This is a genomic window from Mesorhizobium sp. BHbdii, from assembly GCF_053848045.1.
The window spans coordinates 62,147-74,158 of the sequence record NZ_JBSPKX010000004.1; the positions used below are offsets into that span (position 1 = coordinate 62,147).

Here is a 12,012-nt window from a genome sequence, read left to right on the forward strand (position 1 = left end):
ATGCCTCTTCTCGAGATCAAGAACCTCACCGTGTCCTTCGACACCGCTGCCGGACCGTTCATGGCCGTACAAGGCATCGACCTGTCGATCGAGCCGCGCGAGGTGCTGGCGATCGTCGGCGAATCCGGCTCCGGCAAATCGGTGGCGATGCTGGCGGTGATGGGGCTGTTGCCGAACACGGCCACGGTAAAGGCCGACCGCATGGCCTTCGACGGCATCGACCTGCTCGAGCTCAGTCCGTCCGAGCGCCGCAAGATCGTCGGCAAGGACATCTCGATGATCTTCCAGGAGCCGATCGCCAGCCTCAATCCGTGCTTCACCGCCGGCTTCCAGATCGAGGAGGTGCTGCGTTTCCACATGGGCATGGACCGCGCCCAGCGCCGGGCCCGCGCCATCGAGCTGATGAAGCTGGTCGGCATCGCCGATCCGGAAGAGCGGCTGAACTCGTTCCCGCACCAGATGTCGGGCGGCCAGTGCCAGCGCGTCATGATCGCCATCGCCATCGCCTGCAATCCGAAGCTGCTGATCGCCGACGAGCCGACCACCGCGCTCGACGTCACCATCCAGAAGCAGATACTCGACCTTTTGGTCGGGCTGCAGGCCAAATACGGCATGGGCTTGATCATGATCACCCACAATATGGGCGTCGTGGCCGAGACCGCCGACCGCGTCATCGTCCAGTACAAGGGCCGCAAGATGGAAGAGGCCGACGTTCTGTCGCTGTTCGAGCAGCCGAAGAGCAACTACACGCGCGCGCTCCTGTCGGCGCTGCCGGAAAACGCCGTCGGCGACCGGCTGCCGACCATTTCCGATATGCTGTTCGAGCCGGCCCCCTCTGCTGCGGGAACCGGGTCTGCAACGGGAGCCGCGCCATGAGTGTGACGGTTCTCGAAGGCAAGAATATCGTGCGCGACTATCATGTCGGCGGCGGCCTGTTTCGTCCCACGCGCACGGTGCATGCGGTCAAGGGCGTCTCGTTCAGCGTCGACAAGGGCAAGACGCTGGCCATCGTCGGCGAAAGCGGCTGCGGCAAGTCCACGCTCGCCCGCATCATCACCCTGATCGATCCGGCGACATCAGGCGAGCTCTTCATCGACGGCAACAAGGTCGACATCGCCAAGGGTGGGCTGTCGAAGGAGATGCGCCGCAAGGTGCAGATCGTCTTCCAGAACCCCTATGGTTCGCTCAATCCGCGCCAGAAGATCGGCGACGTGCTGGGCGAGCCGCTGCTCATCAACACCGACAAGCCGGCCGACGAACGGCGCGATCTCGCCATGAAGATGCTGAAGAAGGTCGGCCTTGGTCCCGAGCACTACAACCGCTACCCGCACATGTTCTCGGGCGGCCAGCGCCAGCGCATCGCCATTGCCCGCGCGCTGATGCTCAATCCGAGCCTTTTGGTGCTCGATGAGCCGGTTTCGGCGCTCGATCTGTCGGTGCAGGCGCAAGTGCTCAACCTGCTCGCCGACCTCCAGGACGAGTTCAAGCTGACCTATGTCTTCATCAGCCACGATTTGTCGGTGGTGCGCTACATCGCGGACGACGTGATGGTCATGTATTACGGCGAGGCGGTCGAATACGGTTCGCGCGACGAAGTCTTTGCCGACCCCAAGCACAGCTACACCAAGACGCTATTCGCGGCCACGCCGCGCGCAGACGTCGCCTCGATCAAGGCGAGGCTGGCGAAGAAGAAGGCGGCCTAGAGTCAAAACCAAACTGCTCTGAATGACCGAGTTTGACCCATTCGCGACCTTCAACAAGCAGAGCAGCAGGTCTGGATTAGGCGGGAAAGCAGTCCTTGTTATGAACCGATCAATCCCTCAGGCCGGCAACGGTTCGCGAAAGCGGCACCAGCCATCCGGGCTGATCTCGCCTGCGACGATCTCGCACGCGTTCGGCTTCAGGAAATGGGTGCACCTTGCCGCAGCGGCGCCTCTGATTTGGAGAATTCTGGTGTAGCGCCACACTCTTCGGCGTGGTTCCGGCCCCTCGTGTCACAGGCGGACCCGTCATGTAAGAAGCGAACCCATTAGACTAGCACTGCCAAAGGGAAGACCGGATTCACGCCGAACCTCAGATCAAATCGATTTCAGATACTCGATTAGATCGCTCTTTTCCCGATCGGTCAGATTGAGGCCGAGATGACTGTTGTAGTGCTCGAGTACGTCACCAAGCGTGGCGAACCGCCCATCGTGGTAAAACCCGCCTTTGTGGATCTTCTCGACATCCCACAGGGCACGCAGCGGCGCGGTTCGGTACCTCTCGTCAGGAGAGCGCATCGCTTGGAAATCGTCGATCCCGATCTCCTCCGCCGTGTGCAGGTTCCAGCCCGGCTCCGTGAAGATTGGCGGGACATGGCAAGTGGCGCATCTGGCCTTCTCGTTGAACAGCGCCATCCCGTTCTCTGCAGCGGCACTGTCGAAGGCGCCTTCCGGCGGCTTTGGGGTCGGCAGAGAGAGCTGGTAGAAGTGGAGGGCGGGCAGCTTGGCAGTAATCCGGTCTTCGCTGTCCTGCTTGTGGCCTTGCTTCGTTCTGGCGGCGACCGGATACTTCTCGGCGTCGTCCAGCCGCGGATCGTAAAACACGCCTTTCCCATGCATTTCGAGATTGCCTACGTAGGCGTTCCAGTAGCTCACCGTCCCCCAGGAGCCGGTCCACGTGTGGTTGTTTACGCCCGCTAGCCCGAAGGCCGGCGGATTGAGCGTGGCGGCAGTCTTGCCGTCTGGCCGGAAGGCCTTGCCATCGAGATTCAGTTCCGCATCGAATTTTCCTGGCCCCCAAGCCTCTACTGCCTTCTTCACCTCCGCTTCGGGGATCTGCAGCATTTCTACGAAGGCGGTCAGATCCGGCGCCAAGGCCACGATCGCCCCTATATTGAGGTCGCGGTTGGGCCAGCCGTCGAGTCGGTGCCCGATGCCCGGCGCATATGAGTCGTCGACCGTCGAATGGCACACCGCGCACTGAATGCCGACGGAAGTCAGCGTCTTCCCGTCCTCGCCAAAAAAACCGGTTACTCCGACAACGGCGTTGGCTTTGAGCAGGAGAAGCGTGCTGGCCGGGTCCGCGAGATCGACTTCACCTTTGTTAAGTGCCTCGGCCACATCCTTCGGGATGGCGTTCACATCGACCTTCAAACCGAGTTCGAGGGCCCTTTGCGGGCTGAGCCCTGGTCCTGCGCCACCTAGCTTTTCGCCAGCGATCGCGTCGTGAAGCTTGAGCTTTCCACCCCAGAAATCCTCGCTGCCGAACGTATCGAAGCGGAATGTCTCGCGGCCTTCTTCAAGATACTGCTTAGCCTGGTCAGCGGCCGCGTCGTCAAAATCCTTCCCGCTTGTCGATCCCTTCGCGCTCATTTGGGCAGCGGTCGGTATCAGAGTTGAGGAGAGCACGAGAACGGAAAAGCAGGCGATTACCTTAACACGCATGAGCATTGGCAGTCCTCCCTAATAGATTTGCCGGTCGGCAGCCTCCATGGTTGGCCGGATCCAACAAAGATCTTCACCGGCGCTCTGCGGCCGATGAGCATTGGATGGTCCCAACTGTCAAAAGGTTCCCGACATCCCCGCTGCCCGCCGGAGGACCTCCGAGGAGCGATTAAAGATGAAGTCGGCACGACTCGCACAACCCGTGCTCGGTCGCTCTGCCGCCTAGTGAGCCTGCAATTGCAGAAGACTAATTCCAAGCCGGTCGAGGACCGATTGCATGAGGCGGTCACAAGGCGCGCCCGCAAAGGGAAAGGTGTCGGTAAACACGGTGGCAAGCTTGTCCCGCAGCGTCTCACGCAGCAGCCGGCGCGCGCGATGCAGCCGAGTCTTCACGGTCTGAGGTCGCAAACCGAGAAGGAGGGCCGTCTCCTCAGTGCTCATTTCCTCGACATCGCGCATAACAAACACGATGCGAAAGTGCTCCGGAAGGTCACTGACCGCGCGTTCCAGCAGGCGGCGGATCTCGGCGAGGGCGGATGCCTCCTCCGGGTCAGCGTTGTATGCGCTGAACGGAGCGGGCATGGCTTTGATCGCCTTTACGTCGACCGTCGGTCGCCTTTGCCGGCGGCGGCCCAGCGCCTCGTTCAGCGTGATCCGGGTGAGCCAGGTGGAGAGCTGTGCCTCCGCGCGGAATTCGGACAAATGCATGAAGGCGTGGATGTAGGTCTCCTGGAGCACGTCCTGCGCCTCGGCGTCGTCATCCAGGACGGCGCGAGCGATTCGATAGAGGCGCTGGTTGTGACGTTTTATGATCAACCAGAAAGCAGCCCCGTCGCGCTGTTGCGCGCGATCGACCAATGCCGCATCGTCGAGGTCTTCCACTCTCACTGCCTCGGTCGGTGCGATCGGCTTCGTCATGGTGCTTTCCAAGCGCTTCACCGGTACCTGTGGCGTGCGGGCCAGCTCAACACGAGAGTGCCTGCCGAAGAGATGTTCGCGAGTCCTGCACGGCCTGTGCGCTGCCAAGACCAACTGTGGATGATGGCGCCGATTACTGAGAATTGTACATCCCTATCGCAATCGCATGCAGCGGCGGCGCGTGATCTGTACATCGAACCTGAGACGATGGCTGCTATCGCCGAGAGGCGGAATGCAATGGAGTGCTGATGTGACCGAGCGACCGCTTTGCGCCATAGCGGATGTTCGGCCAGCTTCTCCGAAACGAGCTGACCTGGCGCGTTCCTGACGCCTCTTAGCCATTCGCGCCTGCAAGATGATCGAGTTTTGACCTGGAGCGTTTGGCAGCCAAGTGGAAGCACTCGCGCGGCTAAAAACAGCTAGAGCGAGAGTTCAAACCTAAATGCATCTCGCTCTACGCCAATCAGGACAGCTTTGCGACAACGGCGCGCAGCGCCTCGCCGAAGCGCCGGACCTCCTCGACGGTGTTGTAATGCACCAGCGAGGCGCGGATGGCACCGCTGTCCATCGAGAGGTTCAGGCGCTTCATCAGCCGCGGCGCGTACATATGGCCGTCGCGGATGCCGATCTGCATCTCGGCCATAGCCTCGACGATCATTTGTGGTGACAGCGTGCCGATGTTGAAGCAGAAGGTCGGCACGCGCTCGTTGAGGCGGGTTTCGTCGGCGACGCCATAGATCGTTGCGCCGCACTCCTTGAGCACGCCGAGCATTTCGCGCGCCAGCACCAGCTCATAGTCGCGGATGGCATTCATGCCGGCCACGAGGTTGTCGCGCCGCGACCGGTTGTTCTCGGCCAGGAAGTTGCGGCCGATCGACTCGAGATAGCGCACCGCCGCGTCCATGCCCGAGACATTCTCGTAGATGAAGGTGCCGGCCTCGACCTTGTAGGGCGGCTCGTCGGGAATGAAGTCCTCGCGGAAGGTCGGCAGCCGCTTCAGCGTCTCGAAGCGGCCCCACAGGAAGCCCATATGCGGCGAGAAATTCTTGTAGCCGGAGCAGACCAGATAGTCGCAATCCCAGGCCTGCACGTCGATCGGCCCGTGCGGCCCGTAATGCACGCAGTCGAGGAACACTTCGGCGCCGGCCGCGTGCGCGATGCCAGCCACTGCAGCAACATCGACGATCGAGCCGATCGAATGCGCGGTGACGGTGCAGGCGACAAGCCGGGTGCGGTCGGAGATAAGCGGGCGCAAATCGTCGACGTGGAGATTGCCGTCGTCGCGCATCCGCCACCATTTGAAGGCGCCGGCGGGCGCCAGTGCCAGCCAGGTGGCGATGTTGGCGTCATGGTCCATATCGGTGATGACGATTTCGTCCCGTTCTCCAAGCATCTGGCCGATGCCGAGGCTGACGAGCCGGATGAACGAGGTCGCGTTCATGCCGAAGCAGATTTCCGCAGGACTATAGGCATTGATCAGCAGCGCCACGCTTTCGCGCGCGTCGGCGATCGCCTGATCGACGGTGACGCTGCGGCCGTAGCGACCGCCGCGCTGTACGTTATGCGCGACCAGATGGTTGGTCACCGCATCGAGCACGCTTTGCGGGATCTGCGCGCCGGCCGCATTGTCCATGAAGATGAAGTCGCCGGCCTGCTGCAGGGCTGGAAACATCGCGCGGATCGTGTCGACCGGGAAGGCTGAGGAGACGTCGCTCGCATTGTGGGGCTGATGCTTGTTCAAGATGGTCTCCTGCGAAGTGGCTGACAGATATGAAAATTGGCAGATGGGGAAATCGGCGACGTCAGCGGGTCTTTTCGGTTTTGAAGCGGCGTTCCAGCAGGCTGACGAGACGGACCATCGGCCAGAGAAAGATGAGATAGACCAGCGCCGCGCCGATCAGCGGCGAGGGGTTGGCATAGAGTGACTGCGCGTTGGTCGCTTCCTTCAGTAGTTCGGGCAGCGCCACTGTTGAGGCGAGCGACGTGTCCTTGAACATCGAAACGCAGTTGCTGGTCATCGGCGGAATGACCACGCGGATCGCCTGCGGGAGCACCACCTTGCGCAAGGTCAGTAAAAACGGCAGGCCGAGTGCCTGCGCCGCCTCGAACTGGCCGCGCGGAATGCTTTCTATGCCGGAGCGGAACACCTCGGCCGAATAAGCCGCCATGATGATGGCGAATGCCGTCACCGCGGAGGTCCAGGACGACAGGCGTATGCCGAGGAACGGCAGCGCGTAGTAGATCAGGATCAGCACGACCAGCACCGGCATCGCCCGGAAAATATCGATATAGCCGACCGCCAGCAGCCGCAGCGGCTTCGGCGCATAGAGCCGCATTAGGCTGATCGCCAGGCCGACGGGGATACCGATGCCGATGCTCAACAGTCCGAGCAGCAGCGTGTTCAGGAAGCCGCGCAGCAACGCCGGCAGGCTGGAGATCATGACATCGGCGTTGAAGAAGGTCTCTAGCAGCGACATGGGGAGCATTCCCGAAAGATTTGGCGTCCCGCGACGCTAAAGCATGCTGCCGAAACCAAAAATCGGGTTTCGGAGCGGATCATGCGTGGAAGAAAGGCTCCGTTGCGCGTCAGGATACGCGCAACGTTATCGCCGGCGTGGAAAGCCGGCACGATTTCAGCCGCTGCCGCTCAGGCCTTTGGGATAGGCATTTCCTTGACGGTCGAAGAATCGGCGGGTGCGTCACTGCCGAACCACTTCTTGTGGATCGCGGCCAGCGTGCCGTCCTTCTTCATCGCGGTCAGTGCGTCGTTCAGCTTGCCGAGCAGCGGGTGGTCCTTGGCCATCATCAGGCCGTACTGCTCGCCGGTCTTGATACGCTCTTTTACGGCGAGGTCCTTCATCCTGGTGAAGGAATATTCCAGGCCCGGAATGTCGCTGACCGCGGCGTCGACGCGACCGGCGCTGAGATCGAGCAGCAGGTTCTGCTGCGTGTCGTAACCCTTCACCTCGCTGAACCCGCCGGCCTCCTGGTGCTGCTTGGTCCAGGCTTCGCCGGTCGAGCCGGAAAGCACGCCGATGATCTTGCCCTTGAGGTCGGCCTCGGACTTGATCGGGCTGTCCGCCTTGGCGGCGATGCCCATGTCGGAATCGTAATAGGGCTGCGTGAACGCCTGCGACTTCAGCCGCTCCGGCGTGATCGTGATCGAGGAGATGGCAACGTCTATGCGCTTCGACGTGGTGGCGGCGAACAGGGCCTGAAATCCGAGATCGGCGATTTCCGTGGTCATGCCGATGCGCTTGGCCGCCTCGTTGACGATGTCGACTTCGAAGCCCTCGAAGGTGCCGCTTTCGTTCTTGTATTCGAAGGGCGGATTGGTCGGATAGGCGCCGACATTCAGCGTCTCTTGGGCATAGGCGGCAACCGGGCCGGCGGCAATGCCGATGGCGGCAGCGAGAAGAAGCAGATTACGGCGAGTGAAGCTCATTTTCGTTCCCTCTGGTTCGGCCACTCCCTGTGGCGCTTTTCACTTCCGCCCCTTTTCAGCGCCGTATTTCCGGACACTGCAGGCGAGGCGGCGCCTGAGTCAGGATGCGCGGCGTTGTCGCGAGCCGATCAACTGCTGCAGACGCTCCAGCAGTGCGTCCACCGCGTCGTCCGTGGTGACCATACCGGGCGACAGCCTGAGCGTCGCGCCGCGCGCGTCGCAGTAAAGTCGCTCACTGCGCAGCGTCGACACCGTTTTCACCGGGTCGACGCCTTGCGGCAAGGTCAGCATGACGCTGCCGCCGCGCTTGTCTGGATCGAGCGGCGTACGGAATACCCAGCCATTGTCCATCGCACAGCCGATGATGCGCTCGGTCATGCTGGCATTCTGTGAGCGGATGGCGTCGACGCCTGTCTCGGCGACCCATTCGAGGCCGGGCAGCGATGCGACGCTGGCCAGGATGGCCGGCGTGCCATGGTCGAAACGGCGCGCATCGCTTGCATAGGAAAAACTGTCGAGATCCCAGGAGAACGGGTTCGGCTGGCTAAACCAGCCGCGAAGTTCCGGCCGGCAGGCGGACACCAGATCGGGCGCCACCTGCAGGACGCCGGCGCCCGAAGTGCCGCACAGCCATTTCAACGAGGTCGAGACGACGAAATCGACCGGCGTCTTCGCAATCGAGAAGGGCGTCACGCCGACGCCTTGCGTAATGTCGACACCGACGATGCTGCCCATCTCCCGGCCATGCTCGGCAAGTCGCGCCACGTCGCAGCGGTGTGAGGCCGTGGAGGTGACGAAGGTCAGCAAGGCCAGACCGACATCGTCCTGCCAGCGGGCGATGAAATCCTCGTCGCGCACCCAGCTCTCGCCAGGCCGCAGTGGCACGGTGTCGAGCACGAAGTTGAAGCGCTCGGCAAGTCCGGCAAGCAGGAAGTGCAGGCTCGGGAAACAGTCGGCCGCGACCAGCAGGCGCTTTCCCGCCAGACGCTCGGACGGCAGGCCGCCGATCAGACTATAAAGCGCTGACGTGACGTTCTCGGCGGTGGTCAGGGTGCCTTGCGGGGCATCGATCAGCCGGCCCCAGGCATCGACGAAGCGCTGCCGCGCGGCAAGGGCCGCCGGCCACTGGCCGTCATCTTCCGCCGACCATACGCCCGAGAATTCCGACAGGGCAGCAGCCATGCGCTCCGCCTTACCGGGAAACGTCCCGATCGAATGGTAGAGAAAATAACCAGGCACGACGCTTTTGCTCCCTTGTGATCATGTGATCACAAAACCGAATACGGATCAATCGCTGCCCGCGAAGAAATGCGATTCAATCGGGAAAATCGGGGGCGATTTTTTCCGACCGCGAGTGGTCGCGGATCGGCACTTTGCGGCGTCAATTTGGCGTTCAATCCGCAGCGGAGCTTCAGGAGGCCTTGCCGAACCCGGCGAACTCGACCGGCCTGGTTTCCGGCACGTCGGGGCAGATTGCGCGCAGCGTCTCCTGCGTCGTCCTGATGTCTGCAATCACCTCTTCGCGGGCGCGGGCAAAATCGCGATCCTTCAGTGCTGCGATGATCGCAGTGTGCCGCCCGGACGGCTCCATCGTGCCGGCGCGCATCAAGGGCGCGACATGGTTGGACAACAGCCGCATATAGGGGCCGAAGCGCAGCCACAGCGTCTCGATCAACTGAAACAGCACGTCGGAGCCGGAGGCGCGGTAGATGGTGAAATGGAACTGCTGGTTCTTGGCGATCAGTTCGTAGATGCTGCCATCGCGCCCGATCGCTTGCTGGTCGCCGGTGATCCTCTGCAATGTGGCTATCTCGGAAGCGGTCAGGCGCGGCGCCCCGAGCTCGGCCGCCAGCCCTTCGACGGCGACGCGCGCCCGGCAGAGATCGTCGAGCCGCGCGCGGGTGACGACCGGCACGCAGGCCGAGCCATTCTGCGATATCTCCAGCGCGTTCTCGGCGGCGAGCCGCCGCAAGGCCTCACGCACCGGCATGTTGGAGGTGCCGAAGGCTTCGGCCAGCGAGGCGATGGTCAGCACCTGGGCCGGATCGAAGCTGCCGACCATCAGGGCATGCCGAAGCTGCTGGTAGACACCATCCTGGACGGTCACACGTCCCGATACCGGTTCAAATCCCAGAGCCACGGTTTCGCTTTTCTCCCGACAGAAGCTATGTGCAAGTTACACGCGGTAATCGCCCCACCCGAAGCAGGCGTGATCATCTGATCACAAGATGGGCGTTAAGCCAAGCTGTCAGGCTGGCACGCTGGGGCAATCGCTCTCAGCCTCCCCCTCTTCCGTTGAAGAAACTGGGAGAAAAAGGGCGCCAGCGTGTGGCTCTCCCTTCTCCCCTTGTGGGAGAAGGTGGCCGAGCGAAGCTCGGTCGGATGAGGGGTGTTCCAGCTTGGCGTCGACCGCGCTCCGTCCAACACCCCTCAACCGTTCTCGGCGCTACGCGCCGATCCACCTTCTCCCACAAGGGGAGAAGGGAGGCACGCCTCGCCTCAGTCCGGGATCACCGCTGTCGCCTGGATCTCGACTTTGGCGCGATCCTCGACCAGCGCCATCACCTGCATGGCGGCCATGGCCGGAAAATGTCGTCCGATGACCTCGCGATAGGCCTCGCCGATACCCCTGAGGTTGGCCATATACTCGGACTTGTCGGTAAAGTACCAGGTCATCGAGGTGATATGCTCAGGCTTGGCGCCGGCCTCGGCGAGCACCGCGACGATGTTGGTAAGCGTCTGCCGCACCTGGCCGACAAAATTATCGGTTTCGAATTGGCCTTGCCCGGTCCAGCCGACCTGGCCGCCGATGAAGATCAGCTGCCCGCGCGCGGCGACGCCATTGGCGTAACCGATTGGTTTCGCCCAGCCTTCTGGCTGCAGGATGGTGTGCATATCAAGCCTCCCGATACTCAAATCCGGTCGCAGTGTTCAAAATTCGAAACCAGCAATTTTCTGTCGCAAGTTCGGTCTCAGGCCGCTCCCATCACTTGCCTGGCGATGACCACCTTCTGCACGTCGGATGCGCCCTCATAGATGCGCAGCGCGCGGATCTCGCGATAGAGGCTTTCGATGATGTGGCCCTTACGCACGCCGTCACCACCATGCAGCTGCACGGCCTTGTCGATCACCTCTTGCGCCTTGTCGGTGGCGAACAGCTTGGCCATCGCCGCTTCGCGGGTGACACGGGCGGCGCCCATGTCCTTGGTCCAGGCGGCGCGGTAGACCAGCAGGGCGGCGGTATCGACATCAAGCGCCATGTCGGCGATGTGGCCCTGCACCATTTGCAGCTCGGCCATCGCAGCGCCGAACAGTTTGCGCTCGGCCACTCTTGTGATGCTTTCGTCCAGCGCGCGCCGGGCAAAGCCGAGTGCCGCCGCGCCGACCGTCGAGCGGAACACGTCGAGCACCGACATGGCGAGACGGAAACCGTCGCCTGGCTTGCCGATCAATGCCGAGGCCGGAACGCGGACATTGTCGAAGAACAGGCGTGCAAGCGGATGCGGCGCGATCACCTCCAGCCGCTCGGCGATTGTCAGGCCCTCGGTGTCTGCAGGCACGATGAAGGTGGAAAGCCCCTTGGCGCCGGGCGCCTCGCCAGTGCGAGCGAAAACGACGTAGAGATCGGCAATGCCGCCATTGGAAATCCAGGTCTTCTCGCCTGACAGAACATAGTCGTCGCCGTCGCGCGCGGCCGTCATCTCCATATTGGCGACGTCAGATCCGGAGCGTGGCTCCGACAGCGCGAACGCGGAAATCGCTTCGCCGGCGCGTGTCTTCGCCAGCCAGCGCTGCTGGTCGGGCGTTCCGAACAGGCTCAGAGCCCCGGTGCCGAGCCCTTGCATGGCGAAGACGAAGTCGGCCAGTCCGTGATGCCGGGCCAGCGTCTCGCGCGTAATGCACAGCGTGCGCACGTCAAGCGGTCCGGGGTTTGCGATGTCGAGCGCCGTCGGTTTCAACCAGCCGTCTTGGCCGAGCTTCGCCACCAGCTCGCGGCAGGCGGCATCGACATCGTCATGCGCGACCGGCAGGTTTCTTCCGCACCAGGCGTCCAGCCGCTCGGCAAGCTCGCGATGGCGGTCCTCGAAGAACGGCCAGTTGAGGAAGGAGCGGTCAGGCATGGGAATGCCTCGTCCCGAACTGCACTCCACGGCGCCCCCCTCTGTCGGACAGAGGGGGGCGCTGTCCCGCCAATCTGTCCGTTCTTATGGATGCAGCTCTCAT

The 12,012-nt window shown here is 62.5% G+C and carries 11 protein-coding genes; 2 read left to right on the plus strand and 9 right to left on the minus strand.

Annotated features, from left to right (window positions below; genetic code table 11):
* On the plus strand, positions 1 to 876 hold the full coding sequence (locus ACWTU8_RS20970) for an ABC transporter ATP-binding protein (protein ID WP_287087585.1): 876 nt from the start codon (positions 1 to 3) through the stop codon (positions 874 to 876).
* The gene (locus ACWTU8_RS20975) at positions 873 to 1,703 is read left to right on the plus strand and encodes a dipeptide ABC transporter ATP-binding protein (RefSeq protein WP_455849681.1); all 831 of its coding nucleotides are present in this window, start codon (positions 873 to 875) and stop codon (positions 1,701 to 1,703) included. The genes ACWTU8_RS20970 and ACWTU8_RS20975 overlap by 4 nt, the downstream gene beginning before the upstream one ends.
* A gap of 375 nt (positions 1,704 to 2,078) precedes the next feature.
* Here ACWTU8_RS20975 and ACWTU8_RS20980 read toward each other — a convergent pair whose 3' ends face one another.
* The 9 genes from ACWTU8_RS20980 to ACWTU8_RS21020 all read right to left on the minus strand — a co-directional run bounded on the left by ACWTU8_RS20980 (position 2,079) and on the right by ACWTU8_RS21020 (position 11,909).
* On the minus strand, positions 2,079 to 3,134 hold the full coding sequence (locus tag ACWTU8_RS20980) for a hypothetical protein (protein ID WP_455849682.1): 1,056 nt from the start codon (positions 3,132 to 3,134) through the stop codon (positions 2,079 to 2,081).
* A 513-nt stretch (positions 3,135 to 3,647) separates the two neighbouring features.
* Complete coding sequence (locus ACWTU8_RS20985; protein ID WP_135933562.1) at positions 3,648 to 4,343, minus strand: RNA polymerase sigma factor; 696 nt, start codon at positions 4,341 to 4,343, stop codon at positions 3,648 to 3,650.
* 463 nt (positions 4,344 to 4,806) lie between these two features.
* Positions 4,807 to 6,084 (minus strand): cysteine desulfurase-like protein, encoded by a 1,278-nt coding sequence (locus ACWTU8_RS20990; RefSeq protein WP_455849683.1) that lies wholly within the window; start codon positions 6,082 to 6,084, stop codon positions 4,807 to 4,809.
* A gap of 61 nt (positions 6,085 to 6,145) precedes the next feature.
* Positions 6,146 to 6,820, minus strand: a complete 675-nt coding sequence (locus tag ACWTU8_RS20995; RefSeq protein WP_065005955.1) for an amino acid ABC transporter permease — start codon at positions 6,818 to 6,820, stop codon at positions 6,146 to 6,148.
* A 170-nt stretch (positions 6,821 to 6,990) separates the two neighbouring features.
* Positions 6,991 to 7,788, minus strand: coding sequence for an ABC transporter substrate-binding protein (locus ACWTU8_RS21000; protein ID WP_455849684.1), 798 nt, complete (start codon positions 7,786 to 7,788; stop codon positions 6,991 to 6,993).
* Between the two features lie 99 nt (positions 7,789 to 7,887).
* Positions 7,888 to 9,027: an aminotransferase class V-fold PLP-dependent enzyme gene (locus ACWTU8_RS21005; RefSeq protein WP_455849685.1), complete on the minus strand. Its 1,140-nt coding sequence runs from the start codon at positions 9,025 to 9,027 to the stop codon at positions 7,888 to 7,890.
* A gap of 172 nt (positions 9,028 to 9,199) precedes the next feature.
* Positions 9,200 to 9,928, minus strand: a complete 729-nt coding sequence (locus ACWTU8_RS21010) for a GntR family transcriptional regulator (protein ID WP_455849686.1) — start codon at positions 9,926 to 9,928, stop codon at positions 9,200 to 9,202.
* A gap of 359 nt (positions 9,929 to 10,287) precedes the next feature.
* A complete protein-coding gene (locus ACWTU8_RS21015; RefSeq protein ID WP_455849687.1) occupies positions 10,288 to 10,683 on the minus strand; it encodes a RidA family protein in 396 nt (131 codons plus the stop codon).
* 77 nt (positions 10,684 to 10,760) lie between these two features.
* Complete coding sequence (locus ACWTU8_RS21020) at positions 10,761 to 11,909, minus strand: acyl-CoA dehydrogenase family protein (RefSeq protein WP_455849688.1); 1,149 nt, start codon at positions 11,907 to 11,909, stop codon at positions 10,761 to 10,763.
* Positions 11,910 to 12,012 lie beyond the last annotated feature (103 nt).

What these genes read in the sequence shown, in the direction of transcription:
- ACWTU8_RS21000 (WP_455849684.1), bottom strand. Translation starts at nt 7,788, where the DNA reads ATGAGCTTCACTCGCCGTAATCTGCTTCTTCTCGCTGCCGCCATCGGC.
- ACWTU8_RS21020 (WP_455849688.1), bottom strand. Translation starts at nt 11,909, where the DNA reads ATGCCTGACCGCTCCTTCCTCAACTGGCCGTTCTTCGAGGACCGCCAT.
- ACWTU8_RS20985 (WP_135933562.1), bottom strand. Translation starts at nt 4,343, where the DNA reads ATGACGAAGCCGATCGCACCGACCGAGGCAGTGAGAGTGGAAGACCTC.
- ACWTU8_RS21015 (WP_455849687.1), bottom strand. Translation starts at nt 10,683, where the DNA reads ATGCACACCATCCTGCAGCCAGAAGGCTGGGCGAAACCAATCGGTTAC.
- ACWTU8_RS20995 (WP_065005955.1), bottom strand. Translation starts at nt 6,820, where the DNA reads ATGTCGCTGCTAGAGACCTTCTTCAACGCCGATGTCATGATCTCCAGC.
- ACWTU8_RS20970 (WP_287087585.1), top strand. Translation starts at nt 1, where the DNA reads ATGCCTCTTCTCGAGATCAAGAACCTCACCGTGTCCTTCGACACCGCT.
- ACWTU8_RS20975 (WP_455849681.1), top strand. Translation starts at nt 873, where the DNA reads ATGAGTGTGACGGTTCTCGAAGGCAAGAATATCGTGCGCGACTATCAT.